Origin of the sequence: Phaeobacter gallaeciensis, from assembly GCF_001678945.1 — a bacterium.
GTDB lineage: Bacteria > Pseudomonadota > Alphaproteobacteria > Rhodobacterales > Rhodobacteraceae > Phycobacter > Phycobacter gallaeciensis_A.
This window is the reverse complement of record NZ_CP015124.1, coordinates 2,693,108-2,713,563: the sequence shown is the minus strand read 5'-3', so window position 1 is coordinate 2,713,563 and position 20,456 is coordinate 2,693,108. Positions and strand designations below refer to the sequence as shown.

Below are 20,456 nucleotides of genomic sequence, written 5' to 3'. Positions count from 1 at the left end.
TCCACGCTTTAATCCCGATCAAATCCGGGAGAGTTCTGTCTGTTCGGCCCTGAACCCACCTCAACGGCGGCCTTTTTTTGCAAATCGGTTGAAGGTGGATCTTCCCCTTTCCCCGGACGGATTTCGCCTATAGCCACTGTGACAGGTATGCCAAGCGCAGTGCAGCCGTTCAGCACGGCGATGCGGACCTGCAGCTCCGCGACCTGGCGCTCGAAGTCACGCACCATCAGGGATTGGCCGAGCAGCTTGATGCAGTTCATCTTTGACTTGGCCCGGCTCCGGCGGTGATATCCACTCCATCGTCGCCAAACAGCGCCGCCGAGGTATCGAGATGCATTGACGGTCTCGTTGCCGACTATGGCCCCGGCGCTGGTGGGTTTCCAAGGTTCGGCGTTCTTGCGCGGCAGGATGACAGCGGCAGCATCTCGAGCGGTAATGGCCTCGTGGCACTTACGGGAGTCGTAGGCCCCATAGGTGGTGACCGTCGCGATGGCCTGATCCGCTCAGATCTGATCCAACAGGTCCGGTAGTATGGCCGCGTCACCGATATTGCCGCCGGTGATCTCGACGGCTCTGACCTTCAGCGTTTCCTCATGAATTCCGATGTGTATTTTGCGCCAGATCCGCCGCTTGGAGCCACCATGCTTTCGGGCATTCCACTCACCTTCGCCCTCAGACTTGATACCGGTGCTGTCCGCTGCCCGGCAAGGTATTGCGCAGCAATGCCTGAGAGGGGATCAGAAGGTTCAGCGGGCGATAGGAGATGCTCACGTTCAGCGTTCGCTGGCGGCGGCACAAGGCGCTGAAGTCAGGCACGGTCCAGTCCAGCCTGACCATATGAAGAAGGCTCTGCATGAACCCGGTTGTCTGCCGCAGTGGCATGCCGAACATCACGGCAGGTCTGGATCGCCGCATCGCTGAAACTCGGCTGCCTCCCACGTTTCCCGGTCGGCGGGGGCTTCCACGCCATGTCGGGATCGAACCAGATCGTTAGCGATCCGCGTTGCTTCAACGCTTCATTGTAAGACGACCAGTTCGTGGTCTTGTACTTCGTAGAGACCCAACTGCTCATGCCTCAAGCACCAGGCTGGTTTCATGCCGTGAACCCCACGACCCATTTGCGCAACAAGGCCAATAGCTGCGATATTGTCAGAGTTCGCGCGCCCAGGGCGGGTTCGCACCCGCGCGGGAGACGGTCACGGCGGCGACACCTGCTCCGAAAGACAGCGCATTTGCAAGCATGTCTACGGGCAAGTTGCGCAGGGCCGCTTTTTGTAAGACGCCCAGTTCGCTGAACCGGGCCAGCAGGCCGGCGTTGAACGTGTCCCCAGCTCCGACCGTGTCGACGATTTTGACAGGCAATGCGGGCGAATACACCTCTACTCCGCCCGCCAGAAACCCCGTCGCCCCCTTACTGCCCTGGGTCATGACCACCACAGAAGGACCCTTAGCTTGCACGACCGCAACCTTTTCCGGCAGCGGCATCGGCCCTGGAACAATCCAGTTCAGGTCTTCATCCGACACTTTCACAATGTCCGCCAGCGCCATCATCTTGTCCAGGCGGGCGCGGAAACGGTTGATATCTTCGATAAAGCCCGGCCGGATGTTCGGATCCAGCATCACCGCGCGGGATGCGCCTTCGCGCGCCAGAAGATCCTCATAGGCGGTGGCGCAGGGTTCGCAGACCAGGCTGATGCCGCCGAAATAGAGCGCCGTGATATCCTCCGGCAGCAGCGGCATATCAGCAGGCAGCAGCATCCGGCCAGCCGAGTTTTCATCGAAGAAGCTGTAGGACGCGTGGCCATCCGTCAGTTTGACAAAGGCCAAGGTCGTCGGGCGGTCCGAGGTGATGACATGCGCCGTGTCCACCTGGCTGGCCTTCAGGTCCTCGACAAGCTGCTGACCGAACATGTCGCGGGACAGGCCGGTCAACATACCGGTCTGCACGCCAAGCCGCCCAAGTGCGATGGCGGTGTTGAACACGGCGCCACCGGAATGGGGCACAAACCCGTCGCGCCCGCCATCGGTCGGGGTCGGGATCATGTCGATCAGGGCCTCACCACAGCATAGGATCATGACATTCGCTCCGCGCAGTACTGCGCCGCTGCCGCGCCTGCGCGCGGGATTTTGCGTTGAAACCGGGTCAAAGCGCGGCCAGCCCGGCGTTGGTATCGAGTAGGAACTGCGTGAAGATCGGACCGCCGGCAGCGCCAATGCTGCGGGCGTTTTCGCCAACAACTCCCGCCTCGATCTGCGGCGAGATCAAACCGCGCTTGTCTTGATTGGCCAGATAGCGGCGCACGCGCTCGACCAGTTCCTCACGCACAGCGACCGGGAAGGCGCCATCGATGATGATGGCTTCAAAATCGATGACGGAGCATATCGACAGGGACGCCTTTGCCAACTCCTGTGCCGTTGTGCCGATCCAGGCCTCCACATAGCGTTCCAGACCGCTCCAGTCCTGCGGTTTGCGCCAGAGGATTCCGGGACCGATCCCGGCCTCTACCAGGCGCGCCTCAAGCAGGTGCAGCGACGCGGTATCGATCAGTTGCAGGCTTTCGCCCAGGGGGCCGGTGGTGCGCATCGATCCCAGCGCCCCGGCATTGCCCCGATTGCCTTCGAAAACGGTGCCATTCATCGCCACCCCGCCGCCGATGAAAGACCCAATGAAGAAATAGGCGTAATCGCGGAACTCCTTGCCGCGCCCGAACATATGCTCGGCCTGACAGGCCGCCGTGGCATCGTTCACGACAAAAACCGGCAGATCACTGAAACAGGCGACTTCGGTGGCAAAATCGACATCTTGCCAGGATTGAAATTCTTCCGCGGCGGGGCCGGTCAGATCATGCCACTTCCACAGCTCAAAAGGCCGCCCGATACCGATGCCGCAGACCCGACCCTGCTGCTTTGCGGTCAGGCCGGATAGTAGGGTTTCAAGTCCGTCTTTAAGGAATTCGAAGATCGCGTCCGGCATGGGATAATCATAGGTCGTACGCAGCTGCTGGCGCACGTTGCCGGCAAAATCCAGCAGCAGCAGATCCGCGCTCTTGCGGCCCAGGTTCATGCCCACGGACAGGGCCCCTTCGGAGCCGAGTTCGATGGGAATCGAAGGCTTGCCGACCTTGCCCTTGACCGGCTCCCCCCGCTGGACGAAGCCGTCGTCCTCCAGCCTACGCAGGATGGTGGAGACCGTAGGGCGGGACAGGCCGGTCCGGCGGGCGATCTCGGCGGCGGACACGGCGCGGTGGCGAAACAGAATGGAAAGAATGAGGCGTTCGTTGTGATCGCGAACACCCCGCTGATTCACCCCGGCACTTCGTTCTTTGATACTGACATGGTCCATTCGGACGAACATAGTTTGCCGCCTTTCTTCAGGAAAGATACTCCGTGGCGATTAGTTAGTAAAGTTAACAAACAAATTGACACCCTATGAGGAATCAGGCTTTTTAGGGCTCACGACCTGCCCAGATCGCTCTAGGCGGGTCCGGTTGGAGAGGAGCCAGCCGGATTGAGAACAATAATTTCGGGAGGACCACGTGAAAAAACTCATGACCATTTCCGCGCTCGCCCTGGCCTCGGTGGCTGGCGCGGCGCATGCAGAGATCAACGCCTGTCTGATCACCAAGACCGACACCAACCCCTTCTTCGTGAAGATGAAGGAAGGCGCGACCGCCGCAGCCGAAGCAAACGGCATCAATCTGTCCACCTATGCGGGCAAGATTGACGGCGACGTGGAAAGCCAGGTCGCAGCGGTTGAGACCTGCATTGCATCGGGGGCCAAAGGCATCCTGATCACCCCGACGGACAGCCGCGCCCTGACGCCCGTCATCACCCAGGCCCGTGACGCTGGTGCGCTGGTGATCGCACTGGACACGCCGTTCGAACCTGCCAATGTGGCCGATGCGACCTTTGCCACCGACAACTTCAAGGCCGGGGTGCTGATTGGCCAGTGGGCCGCGGCAAAGCTGGGTGACGAGGCTGCAAACGCCAAGATCGCTCTCCTGGACCTGAACGCCTCGGAAATCTCGGTGGACTACCTGCGCGACGGCGGGTTCCTGCAGGGCTTTGGCATCGACATCAAGGACCCCACCGATATCGGCGATGAAGATGACCCGCGTATCGTTGGCCACGACGTGACCAACGGCAACGAAGAAGGTGGCCGCACGGCGATGGAGAACCTTCTGCAGATCGACCCGGGCATCAACGTGGTCTACACGATCAACGAACCTGCCGCTGCCGGCGCCTATGAGGCGCTCAGATCGGTGGGCCGTGAAGACGACGTGCTGGTCGTTTCCGTCGATGGCGGCTGCCCCGGCGTGCAGAATGTCGGCGAGGGCGTGATCGGCGCAACCTCCATGCAGTTCCCGCTGCGGATGGCCTCGCTCGGTATCGACGCGATCAAGGCCTGGGCCGAGAACGGCACCAAACCGGCGAACACCGAAGGGCTGGATTTCTTCAACACCGGCGTTGAACTGATCACAGATGCGCCGGTCGACGGTATCCCCTCGCTCAGCTCGGCCGACGGCCTGAAGAAGTGCTGGGGCTAAATCCCGCAAACACAGGACCGGGGCAGAAAATGCCCCGGCCAAATGCCATCAAACGAAACCTTTGACCGTATCAGAGGCCGTAGCATAGGCTTCAGGCCGGGGAGGTCGTCATGTCAGAGACATCCGGAATGGGCTCAAAAGGCCAACACTACGAACAGGTTCTGGAGGGAAGTGATACACGCGTCGCCCAGTTCGAAGTTCGCAACACAACGCTGCTGAGCCGGGTGCAGCATATCCTGCACAACAACCCAACTTTCGTGCCGGTCATCGTGCTGGTCATCAGCCTGCTGGCCTTCGGGCTGATCGCCGGAGGGCGGTTCTTTTCCGCCTTCAACCTCAGCCTGATCCTGCAGCAGGTGTCGATCATCGGCATGCTCGCAGCAGCGCAGTCACTGATCATCCTGACCGCAGGCATCGATCTGTCGGTCGCGGCGATCATGGTGCTGATGTCGGTCATCATGGGCAATCTAGCGGTCAACTTGGGCGTGCCCAGCCCCTTTGCGATCCTGCTGGGGTTCGCTGGGGGTATGGCGGCGGGAGCCATGAACGGGCTGCTGATCACCAAGGTCAAACTGCCCCCCTTCATCACCACGCTCGGCACCTGGTCGATCTTCTTTGCGCTCAATCTCTGGCTCTCCGGAGCTCAGTCGATCCGCAGCCAGGACATCGACGATCAAGCGCCTTTCCTGAAGTTCTTCGGCAATGCCTTCAATATTGGCGGCGCCCGCATCACCTTTGGCGTGATCCTGATGGTCGTGATCTTTGTTGCGCTCTGGTACATGCTGAACAAGACCGCCTGGGGGCGCCACGTCTACGCCATAGGCGACGATATGGAGGCGGCGGAACTGTCCGGCATCCGCACCGAGCGCACGCTGGTCTCGGTCTACATGCTCGCCGGTCTGGTCTGCGCCATTGCGGGCTGGGCTTCGATCGGACGGGTCGGCTCGATCTCGCCGCAATCCTTTTACGAAGGCAACCTGCAGTCCATCACCGCCGTGGTAATCGGTGGCATCTCGCTGTTTGGCGGGCGCGGATCGATCCTTGGGGCGCTCTTCGGGGCGCTGATCGTCGGCGTTTTCCAGTCGGGGCTGCGCATGGCCGGGGTCGATGTGCTCTGGCAGGTCTTCGCCATCGGCTGGCTTATCATCATCGCGGTCGCCATCGACCAATGGATCAGGAGGGTTTCGGCATGACACCAGTCGTTCAGGCCAAAGGTATCGTGAAACGCTACGGGCACGTCACCGCCATCAACCATTCGGATTTCGAACTGCGCCCCGGGGAAATCCTGGCCGTGATCGGCGACAACGGTGCGGGCAAATCCTCGATCGTCAAGGCGATCTGCGGCGCCACCATCCCGGATGAGGGGGAAATCCTGATCGAAGGCAAACCGGTCAGTTTCTCTTCCCCCATCGAGGCCCGCGACATGGGCATCGAGATCGTCTATCAAACCCTCGCCCTGTCCCCCGCCCTGTCGATTGCCGACAACATGTTCACCGGACGCGAAATCCGCAAACCCGGATTTCTGGGCAAATACCTACGGATGCTGGACAAACCGGCGATGGAGAAATTCGCGCGGGAAAAACTGACCGAACTTGGCCTGATGACCGTGCAGTCGATCAAGCAGCCGGTCGAAACGCTGTCAGGCGGTCAGAGGCAGGGTGTCGCCGTCGCCCGAGCGGCCGCCTTTGCCACCAAGTTCATCATCATGGATGAGCCGACGGCGGCCTTGGGGGTCAAGGAAAGCCGCAAGGTGCTGGAACTCATTCAGGACGTGAAGGCGCGCGGCATCCCGATCATCCTGATCAGCCACAACATGCCGCATGTGTTCGAAGTCGCCGACCGGATCCATATCCACCGGCTGGGCAAACGGCTCTGCACCATCGATCCAAAGGACTATACCATGTCCGATGCCGTGGCCTTCATGACCGGCGCCAAGGAGCCACCCGCCCAGGACGCGGCATGAACGAGCCAGAAGCCATAGCCGAAAGGCTGCTGGATCCCATTCTGACAGCGCCGCGGTCCAGACAACGCAAACTTGTCGCTCTGGCCGGACCGCCAGCCTCTGGCAAATCCACGCTGGCGGCAGTCCTTGCGAACAAGCTGAACGACGCCGGGTGCCAGACCCAGGTCGTGCCAATGGATGGCTTCCATCTCGACAATGCCATTCTAACCCAGCGCGGTCTTCTGGACAGAAAGGGCGCGCCGGAGACCTTCGACGTGGAAGGATTGCTGCGCCTTATCGGCGCCCTGCCCGATGCACCGTCGGTGATCTTCCCGGTTTTCGATCGGGACCGGGACATCGCAATTGCTGGCGCGGGCCTACTTCCCGAGACATGCGACACCGTCATCGTCGAGGGCAATTACCTGCTGTTTGATGCCCCCGGATGGCGGGAGCTGCGCCGCTTCTGGGACTTCTCGATTTCTCTGAACGTCGACCTTTCCACTTTGCGCCAACGTCTGATCGATAGATGGCTCCACCACGGTCTCCCGCACAGCGAAGCCGTGGCCCGCGCCGAAGGTAACGACCTTGAAAACGCCCGCCTGGTCGCCGCGGCCTCGCTCAAGGCAGACAAGACGATCAGCTAGTCTTCCGTGTCGACCTAGATCAAAATACGGGAGAAGGGCGGCGTCGGCTCAGGCATCCTTGAAAACAAAAGACGTCTGAACAGAAATTTGCCCCCGCCCCAAGGCTGCGGCGTCCACGATCTGCTTGCCCAGCTCAGCGGCCAGTCGCAGGAATTTGCTTTCGCCCTGTAGCCCGGCGATATCGCACACGGCCATGCACTCCCTGATCCGCTCAGCCGGGAACAGCGGACCAGCGGTCTGGTCTTTCCCGGTCGGGGTTGCGTCAATCAGAATGTCTGCGGCGCGATCTTCCTCCCAAATGCGGACCTTGGGCCAATGCGCGCGCAGGATGGCTGCCGTTTCCGCCAGCCGCCTCTCATCCGTGTCGCTGAGAACAACGTCGCTAACGCCCGTTTCGCACAGCGCATCGGCAATGGCCCGACCGGCACCGCCGCCTGCCCCCATGATATGCGCCGACCGACCAGCAACCGGCACCCCAGAAACGCGCAGCGCCTCCATAAGGGCCAGCCCATCCGTCATGTCGCCAACAAGCACATCGCCCTCACGGCGCAGGGTATTCACGGCCCTGATGCGCCCGGCCCGGTCCGTCACCCGGTCCGCTTCCTGAAAGGCCGCCTGTTTGTGCGGATAGGTGATCGAGCAGCCCAGAAACGTCTCGGAGGCGCGCAGCAGCGTCCAGAACTCGGTCAGCACAGGGGCCGGAACGTCCAGGGGCAGCATTCGGCAGTCGATACCGCGGGTGCGAAACCAGTCGTTCATACCCGGCGGCGACACCACCCCCGCGACGGGGGCACCGATAATCGGCAGCAGCTTGGTCGTCCCTGAGATGTCCATAATGCGGCGCTCCGAAAGTTGAAGGTTGACAGTAATGTGAGGCACTTTTAAAAATATCCAACATTTTTGCGTATATGGAATGAAATGATCTTCTCTGGCAAGAAAAATGAAGACAGCACCATCGTCGAACTGCTGGCGTCCTCGCTACGGAAGGACATCGCGTTCGGCACCCTGCTGCCGGATCAGAAGCTGAAGCTGAATGAGCTGCGCAGCCGCTACGGTGGCTCCAACCATTCCATGCGGGAAACCCTGCGCATCCTGTCCTCTGAAGGTCTGGTCGAAGGCGCCGCGCAGCGCGGGTTTCGCGTCACCTCGGCGACCGAGGACGACCTGCGCGACATTCAACTTGTCCGGCAGGAAATTGAAAGCATCGCCCTGTCGCGCGCGATCGCATTGGGAGATGTCGCCTGGGAGGGGCAGGTCGTTGCCGCCCATCACGCCCTGCAAAAGGCCGAGGCCGCCGTAGCCACGACCCCGGACGATCTGACGGCGCTGGAATGGGATGATGCCTGCCGCGCCTTTGCCACGGCATTGATCGCGGCCTGCGACAGCCCGCGCCTGATCGATTTGCAGCGCAAGTTCTTCGACCAGAGCCGCCGCTTTAGGCTGGCGCTGCTGCGCGAAGGCAAGCTGAACTGGGCCGCTCGCAAGGCCCGGCAAAAAGCGCTGCTTGATGCGGTTCTGGACAGAGACGAAACCACGGCTTTGGCCCTGCTGAAGGAAGAGATCGGAGCAGATCTGAAGGCGTAACACTGATCTATAAGGGAGGAAGATCATGATGAAACTCAATCGACGTAAGGCATTGGCCCTGATGGGCGGAACCGTGGCCGCGACGGGGCTTGCCGCCCCTGCGCTGGCCCAGAACAAGAAAATCAAGGTGGGCGCGCTGCGCTTCACCTCGCATTCTGCCAGCTTTATCGCGCAGGAGCGCGGCTATTTCGCGGATGCCGGGCTGGATGTGGAACTGGAGTTCTTCCAGGCCGCGCAGCCGATGGCCGTGGCCATCGCATCGGGCGATGTGGATTATGCCGTAACCGCCATTTCCGGCGGGCTGATCAGCCTCGCGGACAAGGGCGCGATCAAGGTGATCGGCGGCGCCCTGACCGAAGAGGACGGCATCGACGGACAGAAGTACCTGATCTCGGATGCCTCTTATCAGGCCGGTATCAAGACGCTGAAGGACCTGGACGGCAAGAAATACGCCGTCACACAGGCCGGCTCGTCCTTCCACTACATGGGCGCCAAAATGGCCGCTGCCGAAGGCATCAACCTCAGCTTTACGCCGCTGCAAAAGGTCGGCGCGATTATCGGCGCGATGAAATCGGGCCAGGTCGATGGCTGGTCCATCGTGCCCCATATCGCCAAACCGCTGGCGGCCGCCGGTGCCTGGCACATGGTGGGCAACGTGTCGGACTACATTCCCGACTACCAGGTGACCACTGTCTTCACCTCGGCCAATAACGCGGCCAAGGAACGCGGACTGACCGAAAGCTTCCTTCAGGGCTTCTCGCGCGGGGTCGATGATTATGCCGCAGCCATGATCGATGGCACTGCAGATCAGGACGAGATGGTCGATCTGATCCACAAATACGTCTACACAGACCGTCCCCGCGAAAAGGCGGCTCCCTCGATCATCAATGGCACCATGCGGCTGAGCCAGGGTGCGGAGCTGAATATCGCCAGCGTTCAGGACCAGCTGAGCTGGTTCCAGTCCGAGGGTCTTGTCGATGGCGATATCACGCTCGACACGCTGGTCGACGATTCCTACGTCAAAACGCTGGGCGCCTAAGCCACGCCTTGTACGTTCTTCCGGGCGCCTTGCTTTTTGCGGGGCGCCCGTCCTTCTCCTGTAGTCAAAGGACAGCGCATGGACATCCGTCTGGACGGCATCAGCCATTCCTATAACGATTTCGAAGTGATGCGGGATATCTCTCTCGACATCGCGGACGGGCAGATCGTTTGCATCGTGGGACCGTCGGGATGCGGTAAATCCACCCTCTTGCGCTTTATCGGCGGGCTTGAGCGCCCCAGTAAGGGCCAGGTTCTGCAACTGGGCACACCGCCCGAGGGGTGCCTAAACCCGCTCACCTATATCTTTCAGGATTTCGCCCTGCTGCCGTGGCGCAGCGTCTCGGGGAATATCTCGCTGGTGCTGGAGGACCACGGCATCAAGGGCGCCGAGGCAAAGCGGATTATCGACGATGTGCTGGCCCGCACCAAGCTCAGCGATTTCTCCCAGGCCCTGCCCAAGCAACTGTCGGGTGGCATGAAGCAACGCGTCGCAATCGCACGTGCCCTTGCGGTTAAGCCCGCCGTGATGCTGATGGATGAACCTCTTTCTGCGCTCGACAGCCAGACCCGTGAATTGTTGATGGACGATCTGGTCGATCTCTGGATGCGCCAGCCGTTCACTGCCGTCTACGTGACGCACAACTTGGCCGAAGCGGTCCGACTAGGCCACAAGGTCGTGGTTCTGTCGCGCCGCCCCGGCCAGATCCGGGAGATCGTCGAAATCGACAAACCCCTGTCCGAGCGCGCCTTTGGCGATGCTGATCTTGATGCCCACCAGAAACACCTGTGGCAGCTAATGCGCGAAGAGGCGCGGGCTGCAGATGCGGAGCTGATCCATGTCTGACATGACACAAGAAAAACCCGTCGCATTCCGGGGCGGTGGTTTTGCGCCGCACTCACGTCGCTGGGTCGGCGTGGCCGTTTTTGTCGCCCTGATCCTGCTGGCGGAATGGGGCACCCGCACGGGTTGGATTTCCGCCCTGACCCTGCCGCGCCCCTCGGACGTGCTGGATACCTTCCGGGAGCTGTATGACAGCGGCATGCTGTTCAAACACCTTAGCCCGTCGCTGACCCGTCTGGCGGTTGGCGCTGCCATCGGCGCCTGCCTTGGTATCTGTATCGGGGTGCTGATCGGCCTGTTTTCCTACATCCGCTCCGGGCTGGTGCCGCTGGTTGCGGCCATATTCCCCATTCCGAAAATCGCGCTGCTGCCGCTTTTCGTGATCTGGTTCGGGATTGGAGAAGGATCGAAATATGCGCTGATCGCCTTTGGCACATTCACCCCCACGGTGGTCGCTACCTACAGCGCGGTCGACAACGTCGACCGCACGCTGATCCGCATGGGGCAAAGCTTTGGCCTGTCCTGGTGGTCCATCGTGCGCAAGATCGTCCTGCCGGGCGCCATGCCGGGGATCCTGTCCGGTCTTCGCATCAGCCTTGCCATCGCCATCATCCTTCTGGTCGCGGCAGAAATGCTGGGCGCGGAATATGGCATCGGGGCCTATATCCTCGAAGCGGGCTCGCTTTATGATCTGGAACGGCTGTTCGCTGGCGTGGTGATCCTGTCGCTTCTGGGCGTCATCACCAGCGCAGTGATCGGGTTTATCGAACGGCGCCTGCTGGGGTGGCGGACATGATGGCAAAACCCGAAAGCGACTATGATGTCGTCATCGCAGGGGGCGGCGCAGGGGGGGTTGGTGCCGCACTTGGCGCGGCCCAGTCCGGGGCGCGGGTCCTACTGGTCGAAAAATACGGTTTCCTTGGCGGCGCCGCGACCAACGCACAGGTGCTGGCCTACTGCGGTTTTTATCAGCAGGGGCCTGAGCCCATCAAAGTCGTAGGAGGGGTAGCCGATCTGGTCCTGGATGAGCTGCGCAACCTCGGGCTGGATTGCGCACCGTTTCAATCGCCGACGACGCTCAACTGGATCATCCTTCTGGAACCAGAAGCGGTCAAACTGGCACTAGACCGGGTGCTGGCGGCGCAGGGCGTTGACGTGTTGCTCCATACCCGCGTGGCGGCTGTGACACGCACGTCGGATCGTATCGAAGCGGTGACATTGGCCGGTATGGACGGGCGAACCCGGGTGGTGGCCGAGGCATTTGTGGATGCCACCGGAGATGCCAACCTGTCATTGGTCGCCGGTATTCCCTGCCGCACCGGGGATACCAACGGCAACCTGCAGGCAATCTCAGCACCCATTCGGATCGCCGGGCGTGACCGGTCACAGCCAATAGACCGCGAGGCCATCAAGGCAGCCTTTGCACGCTACAGGCGCAATGGACGCTGGCCCTCTGCTCGCGATGACGGCGGCATCTACACCGAAGTACCCAACACCGGTGAGATGTGGTGGATGATGTTCGACCACCCGATGCCAGATCTGAGTTCCGCCAGTTTCAGCACGGCCGAACGCGCCGCGCGCGAAGCGGCACACGACTATGTCGCGCTGCTGCGTTCTGATGTGCCTGGGTTTGAAAACGCCTATCTGGTGCAGACCGGCCCGCAGATCGGCATCCGGGAAAGCCGCCACCCAGCAGCCCGTTATGAACTGACCGGAGAAGATATTGCCACCGGGCGCCAGCGCGACGACGAGGTGGCCAAGGCGGCTTGGCCAATGGAGGATCACACGGTCCCCGGACAACCGATTTATACCCCCGTAGGCGGAACCGGGTGTGCCTCCATCCCGCTGGACGCCTTGCGCGCCAAGGGCGTGGATAACCTCTATTTCGCCGGGCGCACCATCGGCGCCGATCCGATGGCCTATGCCTCTATTCGGGTGATGGGCACCGCCTTTGCGACCGGAGAGGCCGCTGGACGGGCCGCCGCTGCCCCGGGGCAAGGCATGGGCGCGCAACAGGAATGGCGTAAACTGGGTTGACCCCCAGCCCAATCGCACCAGCCCAGCAATTGCCAGCCGCTGCCATCGGCGCAGCGCTGGTAAGAAAAGCTGGTGCAAATGCCGTCAGCGAATCAGGCTATGGACTGTGCCGACAGAATTTCCACTCAAAGATGATATCGATCAAAGTGTAGCGACTGCGCTTGCATACACTGGCCAACGTTAAATGCGACAGCACCAGGGCGTGCTTAACGATGGAGACGGTTATGGCAGATTCAGTTTCAACTTCCGGCGGCGCCGCTCAAGGCGACTTATATGGTGATCTTTGGGTGCTGACCCGGGATCTTGACCCAAGTGATGGAGGCGGCAACGGTGAACCGGTGCTGGATGAGAACGGCCAGATCGTGCCGATCGGCTATAATCCTGAAACCGGCGAGACCTTTCCGATCCACCTCGTCGAAGGCGGAGAAGGCGAATACGAAGTCCCAGCTGACCAGCTGGATTACATCCAGGAAATCGAGATGGAGCGGGCAAACATTATGCGCTCGCCCGATCAGGTAGTCGAATCCGCTCTGGAAGAGGCGCTTGGCAAGATCAACGCCGGAACCGAGATCACGACTGATGCGTCGGGCCGCATCATGGTGGACGGTGTCCTGATCGATTCCCCACGCGAGAACCTCGCGCTTTACAAGCTGATCATGACCGCAGGCGGCGCAACAAGCTGGACCGAGGTTCAGGCGAATGTCGCCGGGAACATTCCGCAATCGCTGATCGACCTGATGAACGCGGGCTGGAACCCCACCGGGCTGCTGGCCGGTGTCTTTTCCAAGTTCCACCCGGTCAGCATGGACGCGACGCTCACCGCGCATACCTTCATGGGGGTGAACGAAGTCACCGGTTCCGGCGACACTCAGACAATCGACTATTTCGGCTTTACCAATGGCAGCGCAGAGACCTTTGACTATGACCGCATCGCCACCTATGGAGATGCCTGGGTCCAGTGGTACCAGGACATGGACGGAGATCCCTCCGACCTTGAGGCAGTGCAGCGTACACTGCTGGACGTGATCTGGGGCAAGGACCGCAACGGCGACGGCGTCAATGACGTTGGTACCGGCAAGGACTGGGTGGACGAGTACATGACACTCTCTGCCGATGGCGAGAGCTATGAAATGGCCGAAGGCTCGGCAGCCGGGATCAACGACTGGGCGCAGTCGGTGGAAGACGCCCGCGAAGCCATCTACGTGCTGCACGAATACGTCGGCACCACGGAAATCGCTGCGCCAGAGGCGACCGACGACGTCATCGAGGGTAGTTCCTACGCCGACTACATCGCCTCCTGGGGCGGTGATGATCTGGTCCTTGGCCACGAAGGCGACGATCTGATTGACGGCGGCGAAGGCAACGACACGCTGAAAGGCAACCTTGGCGATGACAGCCTCGAAGGTGGCGCGGGCAATGACGTTGTGCGGGGTGGGTTTGGCGACGATGTGCTGGTCCGCGGTGGCGGCAACGACAAGCTGTTTGGTGGTCGCGGGTCCGACAAACTGAACGGCGGCGCTGGTGACGATACCATGGACGGTGGCGCGGGCGATGACATCCTGCGGGGCGGCCGCGGCGCCGACCTTTTGACCGGTGGCGACGGAGCCGACGATTTCTTTTTCCGGCTTTCGGGTCCGAGAGGGACCGACACTATCGCCGATTTCGCGAGCGACGATCTCGATATCATCCGACTGGACCGGATCGACGCTGACAGCTCCACTGAAGAGGACGACGCCTTTACCTTTATCGGCAGTGCTCACTTCAGCGGCACCGCAGGGGAACTTCGTGCGGCGGATCGTGGTGATTTCCAGCGCATCGCGGGCGATGTGGACGGTGATGGAAATGCAGACTTTGTGATCAAGGTCCTTGGCACCGATGCGGCAGAGGCAGACTGGTTCGCGCTCTGACCTCACCGCCCCGGGCGGAGCAATGAAAACGAAGAACGCTGCCAGCAACACATGCTGGCAGCGTTTCCATTTCTACGATCCGATGCTCACAGCAATTTGCCCCATGGCTTTCCGTGCTTTGGCAAAGCAGTCACAGCCCCGGCAGCCACAGCGCCAGCTGAGGAAACAGGATCAGCAAGGCGACCAGCAGCATCGAGCAGGCCATATAGGGAAAGGCGGACATGTAGATGTCGCGCATCGTGGTATCCTTGGGCGCCACCCCTTTCATCACGAAAAGCAACAGTCCGAAGGGTGGCGTGGTGAAGCTGATCTCCAACGCCAGCAGGATGATCAAACCGAACCATATCGGATCGAACCCCAGCGAGGCCGCCAGCGGAAAGAAGATCGGCACGGTCAGCAGCATCATCGAGATCTGCTCCATGAACATGCCCAGCAGCAGCAGCACACAGAACATCACCAACAGCATCGCAACCGGCGCCAGATCAAAGGAAGTCGCCCAGCGGATCAGCCCGCTGGAGGCACCGGAAAAGGCCAGCAGCTGGCTGAAAGTGGCTGAGCCGAACACGATCAGATAGGCCATCAGCGTCACTCGCAGCGCGCCGACGACGGACTTCTTCATCGCCTCCCAGCTGAGACAGCGAAACAGAATGGCAAGGATCAGGACCCCAAGCGCGCCAAAGGCGGCGGCCTCGGACGGGGTGATCAGCCCACCAACCATGCCGATGACGATCAGAACCATGACCGACAGCATGGGCAGGACGTCTCCGAACAGCAGCCGCGCCTTTTCACCGATGGTGAGCGTCTCAACCTCATAGGCAGGGGCAGCGGTCGGGTCGATGCGGGTCTGCAGATAGATGACACAGATATAAAAGCTGGCCAACACCAGCCCCGGCAGGATCCCCGCGATCAGCAGCGCGCCGACGTCGATGCGGGCGAGCGTCGCCAGCAGCACCGCCAAAGCAGAGGGCGGAATGATGATCGCCAGACCACCGGTGCCCAGGATTGGCCCGATCGACATGTGCTTCTTGTATCCGCGGCTGGTCATCTCGGGCACCATTAGGCTGCCCAGCAGCGCGGTCGAGCCCATGGAGGAGCCGGACAGCGTCGAAAACGCTGTCCCGCCCAGCACAGTCACATAAGACAACCGCCCGGGCAGCTTACCCAGAAGCCTGTCGATGGCATTGAACATCCGTGCCCCAAGGCCAGTGTGAAAGAAGACCTCTCCCATCAGCAGGAACAGCGGGATCGGCACCAGCGCATAGTTCGTCAGCCCGCCAAACCCGTTGTTGAGCAGCAGCGTGATCCCCTTGGCCCCGCCCATGAAAAACCAGGCCCCGACGATATTGGCCGCCAGAAAGGCAAGAGCGACCGGCATGCCGATGGCCATCAGAACCAGGATCGAGCCCAGCAGCAGGGCCAGTGATTCAAACCATTCCATTATTCGTGTATCCCCGCTTCGCCCGAATGCATCAGGTCGCTGCCAAATACGAAACGGGAAAATTCAATCGCCATCAGTCCAAAGCTGACCGGAAAGGCGATCGTCAGGATCCATTTCGGAAAGTAGTAGGCGCGCACGTCCAGATCGTTGCGCGCGATATTGCCCAGAAACAGCTCTGCGCCCTTCCAGGCCAGGATCACCGACACCAGAACACAAAGCGCGGCCACAAGACGGCTGACCACCCGGCGCACCTCTGCGGGCAATGCAGCGGTGATCAGTTCGATATGCACATGGCCCTTTTCCCGCACCAACCAGGGGGCGCCCATCATGGTCATGTACAAAATGGCGTATTCGGATGAGGTGAAAAGCCAGGCAAAGGGCTGAAGCCCAGCATTGCGCATCACCACGGACAGGGTGACCGAAATCATCAGCCAGACCAGCATGAACCCCGCGATGCCCGCCATCGCATATAGGAAGCCTTGATAGAGCTTTCCGACCATTGCCATTTCTCATCCTTTCCAAAGGCAGACGGCACGCCGGACCCGCGATCCGGCGTGCCGTCCCGTGGCTGTTTACTTGTCGTAGAACAGCTCGATCAGCTTGTCGTAGTTGCCGTCTCCCTGGGGGCTGTCGGCCATCAGGCCCTTCATGCGGTCCCAGGTTTTCTGCGTGGCGGCCGCCAGATAGGCGTCGGCGGCGTCACCTTCCAAGGTCACGACTTTCATGCCGGCCTCTTCAAGGGCCGCGAAATCCGCGTCGCGCAGGGCACCCAGTTTGGCGGCGCTTTCCGCCTCGTGGGCGATTGCGACATCCTGCAGGATCTTGCGCGATTCCTCGGACAGGCTGTTCCACTTGTCGAGATTCACGATGGTGCCAAGGTCGGTCGAGAAGAAGCAGGGTTCGATCCGGTAGTTCAGGAATTCGTTCCACTTCAGATCGATCAGGCCGATCTGGGTCCAACCGGTCGCATCCACCACGCCACGCTCCAGCGCCGAATAGACTTCGGTGGTAGGCAGGTCGATCACCTGCGCGCCCAGATATTCGGTGAAGAATGCGTTGTAGACCGCATTGCCGCGCAGTTTCAGACCGGACACATCAAGGTTGCCGTCGGCGTCCAGCTTCGGCTCATTGCGGGTCCACAGGTTGTAGCAGACTCCCGAGTCGAACCAGCCGAGGTATTTGACGCCCATCTTTTCCTGGTGGATCTGGTCAATCAGTTCCAGACCGCCATTGGCGCGGGTTTCTACCGCCGTCAGGTTTGAGGTCACAAGCGCGTCTTTTTCCGGCAGGGCGCCGGCGTAGAAGCTGCCCGGTGTGTAGACCATGTCCACAACGCCCGAACGCACGGCGTCCGGCTGCTGGAACATGCCGATGGCCTCGGGGCCGCCACGGACCTCGATATTGACGACACCTTCACCCGCCGCGTTCACCTTGTCGACGAATTCAAGGAAGGATTTGGTGTAGATCAGCGATTCCGGAAAGGCGTGTACGGCGGTCAGCGTGTCTTCGGCAAAGGCAGCCGAGGTCATCGCCGTGGTGACAAGGACTGCACCAATCATACTGTGCTTCATTTTGTCTTTCTCCCTGGTGATGGGGTGCCTTGTGACGCCCCTTTGGTTGTGGCCCCGGCCCCCAGCGGGGCCCGTTGCCGTCTTACGTCGCGGGCCAAGCCCATGGGTGCTGAGAAGCACGGGCCGCCCGAAACGTTGAAATCCGTTCTTGGTGCTGAGCGGTCAGGTCGATGTCGTCCCAACCGTTGACCAGTTTTTGCTGCCAGACGGGGTCAATCTCGAAAGAGACCTCCTGCCCGGCGATGCTGGCACGGCCAGCAGCCAGATCGACGGTGGCCGCCACATCATTGCTGCCGATAGCGCTGATCAGCGCCTCGATCTGTTCTTCTGGCAGGCGTGCGGGCAGCAGGCCGTTGTTGACGGCGTTGCCAGAAAAGATGTCGCCAAAACTGGGGGCGAAGACTGCCTTGATCCCGAAATCCACCAGCGCATAAACGGCAGCCTCGCGGCTGGAACCGCTGCCGAAATTGCGCCGCGTCACGAGCACCGAGGCGCCGGGATGCAGGTTCAGCACATGCACGTCGTCATCCTGACGCGCATCGTGCAGCAGAAATTGGCCATACCCCTCGCTGCGCGGCGCCGACATGAACCGCGCCGGGATCAGCTGGTCCGTGTCCACATTCTCCTGCGCCAGCGCCACCGCCCGGCCTTCGATCTTGCTCCACCCGCTCATGACCGGCCCTCCAGCAGCGGGCGCACATCGGCAAGATGTCCGGTAACGGCGGCGGCGGCGACCATGGCGGGACTCATCAGATGGGTCCGCGCGCCGCGTCCTTGCCGCCCGCGGAAATTCCGGTTGGTGGAGGAGGCGCAGCGTTTGCCTGCCTCGACCAGATCACCATTCATGCCCACACACATGGAACAGCCGGCATCGGCCCATTCCAGGCCCGCATCGGTAAAGATCTGCGCCAGCCCTTCAGCCTCGGCCTGTTTCTTGACAACGGCGGACCCCGGCGACACCAGACCGGGCACCTTGGCCTGGCGTCCCGCCAGAACCTTGGCCGCGAGGCGCAGATCCTCGATCCGGCCATTGGTGCAGGAGCCGATGAACACCTGATCAACCGCGATGTCCTCAAGCGGCATCCCTGCTTCAAGGCCCATGTAATCGAGCGTCGCACGCGCCTGACCCTGCTTTCCTCCGGGCAGGTCTGCCGGGCGCGGTACACGGCCAGTGATCGGCAGCGCCTCTTCCGGAGAAGTACCCCAGGTCACCGTCGGGGCGATCTCTGCGGCTTCGATTGCAACCTCCTGATCGAAGATGGCCTCCGCATCGCTGTAGAGCTTCTGCCAATCCGCCAGAGCAGCCTCCCAGGCGGCACCCTTCGGGGCGAAATTGCGCCCTTTCAGATAGTCGAAAGTGATCTGATCCGGCGCGATCAGACCCAGCCGGGCACCACCCTCGATGCTGAGATTGCACAGGGTCAGGCGACCTTCGATGCTCAACGCCTCAACCGCGCTGCCCGCGTATTCGATTGCGTGACCCCTGGCGCCATCCGCGCCCAGTTCGGCGATCCAGTGCAGTGCAAGATCCTTGGCCGTGACACCAGCGCCAAGGGCGCCATTGACCGAAATCCGCATGGTCTTGGGCCGACGCTGCCAGATCGTTTGGGTTGCCAGAATATGGGCGACTTCGGTCGCCCCGACGCCAAAGGCCAAAGCCCCAAGCGCCCCGTGAGTGGAGGTATGGCTATCCCCGCAGTTGATCAGTAGTCCAGGCAGCGTCAGCCCCTGCTCGGGACCAAGCACATGCACAATGCCCTGCCCCGGATCGTGCAGATCGAACAGCCGGAGGCCCTGTGCCCGTGCATTCTGGCCCAGAGTGTCGATCATCCGGCGGATATCGGGCGCGACAGCGCCCGGTCGTGTTGGCGCATAGTGATCGACCACCGCAAAGGTCAGATCAGGTTCGGCCACTTTCAGGCCCCGCTGCGCCAGCTTGGCAAAGGCGTGGTGCGAGCCTTCGTGCACCAGATGCCGGTCCACCCACAGGAGGGACATGCCATCGTCGCGTCGCATGATCTCATGCGCAGCCCAGAGCTTGTCGAACAGGGTCTGCGGGGCAGTCATTCGGCTGCCTCTTTGCGGGCCGGATTGATCACCGGCTCCCAATGGCGGGTTTCGCCCACGCCGACGTGGTTCAGCGACATCTCAAGCCGGAACATGTCAGGCCGGTAGAGCGCGGCAAGGTATTCGACCCCGCGGCCTTCCTCGTCGCGCACAACCCGGTCGAGGGACAAGAGCGGCGCGCCGATCCGAACACCCAGCGTTTCGGCAACTTCCGGAGAGGCCAGCGTCGCGCTGACCGTCTGATGGGCGGAATCGACTTTGACGCCCGAGCGCTCCAGAAGGCGGAACAGTGGCGTCGTGGCCAGTTCAGCCTCTGTGTAATTCTGCGCGATTTCTTCCGGCACCCATGTGGTCAGATGGGAGAAAGGTTCATTTTCAACCAGACGCAGGCGTACCGCTGTTTGAACCCGTACCTGAGCCCCAAGGCCCAGCGCCTCGGCAACGCCGCCGGGCGCAGCGCCATAGCTGAAGGAGAGCAGCCGTGCAGTGGTGTTCTGCCCCATTTCAACCAACTGCGGCATCAGGGTACTGAAGTCCGCCGCCATCGAAGGACTGGACTTCTGCGCGCAGACCGTTGTGCCGGATCCGACACGGCGCTCAACCAGCCCGTCCTTCTCCAGCACATCTAGCGCCCGACGCACAGTGACACGGGACACGCCCAGAGTCGCGGCCAGCTTCTGCTCACCCGGCAGCACGCTCCCCGGCGCGTAGACACCACGGGTAATCTCTTGATGCAGATGCAAAAAGACACGCTGCGCCTTGCCCCCTTCAGGCAGACCTTTGCTTGCGGAAGATGCCAGATTCTGTCCCATATTTCTCCTTTCACTGCCTCTCAAG

General features: G+C 61.4%; 19 protein-coding genes and 1 pseudogene. 10 read left to right on the top strand and 10 right to left on the bottom strand.

Annotated elements, in window-relative coordinates; all coding sequences use genetic code 11:
* Positions 1-8: 8 nt before the first annotated feature.
* The 3 genes and pseudogenes from JL2886_RS12910 to JL2886_RS12900 form a co-directional block, all read right to left on the bottom strand.
* Positions 9-1,072, bottom strand: a pseudogene (locus JL2886_RS12910) (IS5 family transposase).
* 77 nt (positions 1,073-1,149) lie between these two features.
* Complete coding sequence (locus JL2886_RS12905; RefSeq protein WP_065272381.1) at positions 1,150-2,076, bottom strand: carbohydrate kinase family protein; 927 nt, start codon at positions 2,074-2,076, stop codon at positions 1,150-1,152.
* A 67-nt stretch (positions 2,077-2,143) separates the two neighbouring features.
* The gene (locus JL2886_RS12900) at positions 2,144-3,355 is read right to left on the bottom strand and encodes an ROK family transcriptional regulator (RefSeq protein WP_237028370.1); all 1,212 of its coding nucleotides are present in this window, start codon (positions 3,353-3,355) and stop codon (positions 2,144-2,146) included.
* A 181-nt stretch (positions 3,356-3,536) separates the two neighbouring features.
* Here JL2886_RS12900 and JL2886_RS12895 point away from each other — a divergent pair, with 181 nt between their 5' ends.
* The 4 genes from JL2886_RS12895 (at position 3,537) to JL2886_RS12880 (ending at position 7,133) form a co-directional block, all read left to right on the top strand.
* Entirely contained in the window at positions 3,537-4,547 is a 1,011-nt protein-coding gene (locus JL2886_RS12895) for a sugar ABC transporter substrate-binding protein (protein WP_217593298.1), read from the top strand.
* A 110-nt stretch (positions 4,548-4,657) separates the two neighbouring features.
* Positions 4,658-5,740 carry an ABC transporter permease gene (locus tag JL2886_RS12890; protein ID WP_065272378.1) on the top strand — a complete coding sequence of 361 codons (1,083 nt, stop codon included), beginning with the start codon at positions 4,658-4,660 and terminating at the stop codon, positions 5,738-5,740.
* Positions 5,716-6,510: an ATP-binding cassette domain-containing protein gene (locus tag JL2886_RS12885; protein ID WP_065272377.1), complete on the top strand. Its 795-nt coding sequence runs from the start codon at positions 5,716-5,718 to the stop codon at positions 6,508-6,510. The genes JL2886_RS12890 and JL2886_RS12885 overlap by 25 nt, the downstream gene beginning before the upstream one ends.
* Positions 6,507-7,133, top strand: coding sequence for a nucleoside/nucleotide kinase family protein (locus tag JL2886_RS12880; protein ID WP_065272376.1), 627 nt, complete (start codon positions 6,507-6,509; stop codon positions 7,131-7,133). Before JL2886_RS12885 ends, JL2886_RS12880 begins: the two co-directional genes overlap by 4 nt.
* A gap of 48 nt (positions 7,134-7,181) precedes the next feature.
* Here the strand turns inward: JL2886_RS12880 and JL2886_RS12875 are convergent, their stop codons facing one another.
* Entirely contained in the window at positions 7,182-7,967 is a 786-nt protein-coding gene (locus JL2886_RS12875) for a shikimate dehydrogenase family protein (RefSeq protein ID WP_065272375.1), read from the bottom strand.
* Positions 7,968-8,051: 84 nt separating this feature from the next.
* On the opposite strand from JL2886_RS12875, the gene JL2886_RS12870 reads away from it, so the two are divergent.
* From JL2886_RS12870 to JL2886_RS19605, 6 genes are all read left to right on the top strand, one after another.
* A complete protein-coding gene (locus JL2886_RS12870) occupies positions 8,052-8,717 on the top strand; it encodes a GntR family transcriptional regulator (RefSeq protein WP_065272374.1) in 666 nt (221 codons plus the stop codon).
* A gap of 25 nt (positions 8,718-8,742) precedes the next feature.
* Entirely contained in the window at positions 8,743-9,756 is a 1,014-nt protein-coding gene (locus JL2886_RS12865; protein WP_065272373.1) for an ABC transporter substrate-binding protein, read from the top strand.
* Between the two features lie 78 nt (positions 9,757-9,834).
* Complete coding sequence (locus tag JL2886_RS12860; RefSeq protein ID WP_065272372.1) at positions 9,835-10,602, top strand: ABC transporter ATP-binding protein; 768 nt, start codon at positions 9,835-9,837, stop codon at positions 10,600-10,602.
* The gene (locus tag JL2886_RS12855; protein ID WP_065272371.1) at positions 10,595-11,395 is read left to right on the top strand and encodes an ABC transporter permease; all 801 of its coding nucleotides are present in this window, start codon (positions 10,595-10,597) and stop codon (positions 11,393-11,395) included. Before JL2886_RS12860 ends, JL2886_RS12855 begins: the two co-directional genes overlap by 8 nt.
* Entirely contained in the window at positions 11,392-12,636 is a 1,245-nt protein-coding gene (locus JL2886_RS12850; protein WP_065272370.1) for an FAD-dependent oxidoreductase, read from the top strand. The genes JL2886_RS12855 and JL2886_RS12850 overlap by 4 nt, the downstream gene beginning before the upstream one ends.
* 224 nt (positions 12,637-12,860) lie before the next feature.
* Positions 12,861-14,543 carry a calcium-binding protein gene (locus JL2886_RS19605; protein WP_197492316.1) on the top strand — a complete coding sequence of 561 codons (1,683 nt, stop codon included), beginning with the start codon at positions 12,861-12,863 and terminating at the stop codon, positions 14,541-14,543.
* Positions 14,544-14,673: 130 nt separating this feature from the next.
* Here the strand turns inward: JL2886_RS19605 and JL2886_RS12840 are convergent, their stop codons facing one another.
* The 6 genes from JL2886_RS12840 to JL2886_RS12815 all read right to left on the bottom strand — a co-directional run bounded on the left by JL2886_RS12840 (position 14,674) and on the right by JL2886_RS12815 (position 20,431).
* Entirely contained in the window at positions 14,674-15,981 is a 1,308-nt protein-coding gene (locus JL2886_RS12840) for a TRAP transporter large permease (RefSeq protein ID WP_065272368.1), read from the bottom strand.
* Positions 15,981-16,487 carry a TRAP transporter small permease gene (locus JL2886_RS12835; protein WP_065272367.1) on the bottom strand — a complete coding sequence of 169 codons (507 nt, stop codon included), beginning with the start codon at positions 16,485-16,487 and terminating at the stop codon, positions 15,981-15,983. The genes JL2886_RS12840 and JL2886_RS12835 overlap by 1 nt, the downstream gene beginning before the upstream one ends.
* A gap of 66 nt (positions 16,488-16,553) precedes the next feature.
* Positions 16,554-17,552 carry a TRAP transporter substrate-binding protein DctP gene (gene dctP / locus JL2886_RS12830; protein WP_065272366.1) on the bottom strand — a complete coding sequence of 333 codons (999 nt, stop codon included), beginning with the start codon at positions 17,550-17,552 and terminating at the stop codon, positions 16,554-16,556.
* 82 nt (positions 17,553-17,634) lie between these two features.
* Complete coding sequence (leuD, locus tag JL2886_RS12825) at positions 17,635-18,225, bottom strand: 3-isopropylmalate dehydratase small subunit (protein WP_065272365.1); 591 nt, start codon at positions 18,223-18,225, stop codon at positions 17,635-17,637.
* On the bottom strand, positions 18,222-19,619 hold the full coding sequence (leuC, locus tag JL2886_RS12820) for a 3-isopropylmalate dehydratase large subunit (RefSeq protein WP_065272364.1): 1,398 nt from the start codon (positions 19,617-19,619) through the stop codon (positions 18,222-18,224). Before leuC ends, leuD begins: the two co-directional genes overlap by 4 nt.
* Positions 19,616-20,431 (bottom strand): GntR family transcriptional regulator, encoded by an 816-nt coding sequence (locus tag JL2886_RS12815; protein WP_065272363.1) that lies wholly within the window; start codon positions 20,429-20,431, stop codon positions 19,616-19,618. The genes leuC and JL2886_RS12815 overlap by 4 nt, the downstream gene beginning before the upstream one ends.
* Positions 20,432-20,456: the final 25 nt, after the last annotated feature.

Bases quoted from the DNA above. Each gene is read 5' to 3' on its own strand.
- JL2886_RS12905 (WP_065272381.1), bottom strand. From the start codon at position 2,076: ATGATCCTATGCTGTGGTGAGGCCCTGATCGACATGATCCCGACCCCG.
- JL2886_RS12900 (WP_237028370.1), bottom strand. From the start codon at position 3,355: ATGTTCGTCCGAATGGACCATGTCAGTATCAAAGAACGAAGTGCCGGG.
- JL2886_RS12890 (WP_065272378.1), top strand. From the start codon at position 4,658: ATGTCAGAGACATCCGGAATGGGCTCAAAAGGCCAACACTACGAACAG.
- JL2886_RS12885 (WP_065272377.1), top strand. From the start codon at position 5,716: ATGGATCAGGAGGGTTTCGGCATGACACCAGTCGTTCAGGCCAAAGGT.
- JL2886_RS12880 (WP_065272376.1), top strand. From the start codon at position 6,507: ATGAACGAGCCAGAAGCCATAGCCGAAAGGCTGCTGGATCCCATTCTG.
- JL2886_RS12875 (WP_065272375.1), bottom strand. From the start codon at position 7,967: ATGGACATCTCAGGGACGACCAAGCTGCTGCCGATTATCGGTGCCCCC.
- JL2886_RS12870 (WP_065272374.1), top strand. From the start codon at position 8,052: ATGATCTTCTCTGGCAAGAAAAATGAAGACAGCACCATCGTCGAACTG.
- JL2886_RS12865 (WP_065272373.1), top strand. From the start codon at position 8,743: ATGATGAAACTCAATCGACGTAAGGCATTGGCCCTGATGGGCGGAACC.
- JL2886_RS12860 (WP_065272372.1), top strand. From the start codon at position 9,835: ATGGACATCCGTCTGGACGGCATCAGCCATTCCTATAACGATTTCGAA.
- JL2886_RS12855 (WP_065272371.1), top strand. From the start codon at position 10,595: ATGTCTGACATGACACAAGAAAAACCCGTCGCATTCCGGGGCGGTGGT.
- JL2886_RS12850 (WP_065272370.1), top strand. From the start codon at position 11,392: ATGATGGCAAAACCCGAAAGCGACTATGATGTCGTCATCGCAGGGGGC.
- JL2886_RS19605 (WP_197492316.1), top strand. From the start codon at position 12,861: ATGGCAGATTCAGTTTCAACTTCCGGCGGCGCCGCTCAAGGCGACTTA.
- JL2886_RS12840 (WP_065272368.1), bottom strand. From the start codon at position 15,981: ATGGAATGGTTTGAATCACTGGCCCTGCTGCTGGGCTCGATCCTGGTT.
- JL2886_RS12835 (WP_065272367.1), bottom strand. From the start codon at position 16,487: ATGGCAATGGTCGGAAAGCTCTATCAAGGCTTCCTATATGCGATGGCG.
- dctP (WP_065272366.1), bottom strand. From the start codon at position 17,552: ATGAAGCACAGTATGATTGGTGCAGTCCTTGTCACCACGGCGATGACC.
- leuD (WP_065272365.1), bottom strand. From the start codon at position 18,225: ATGAGCGGGTGGAGCAAGATCGAAGGCCGGGCGGTGGCGCTGGCGCAG.
- leuC (WP_065272364.1), bottom strand. From the start codon at position 19,619: ATGACTGCCCCGCAGACCCTGTTCGACAAGCTCTGGGCTGCGCATGAG.
- JL2886_RS12815 (WP_065272363.1), bottom strand. From the start codon at position 20,431: ATGGGACAGAATCTGGCATCTTCCGCAAGCAAAGGTCTGCCTGAAGGG.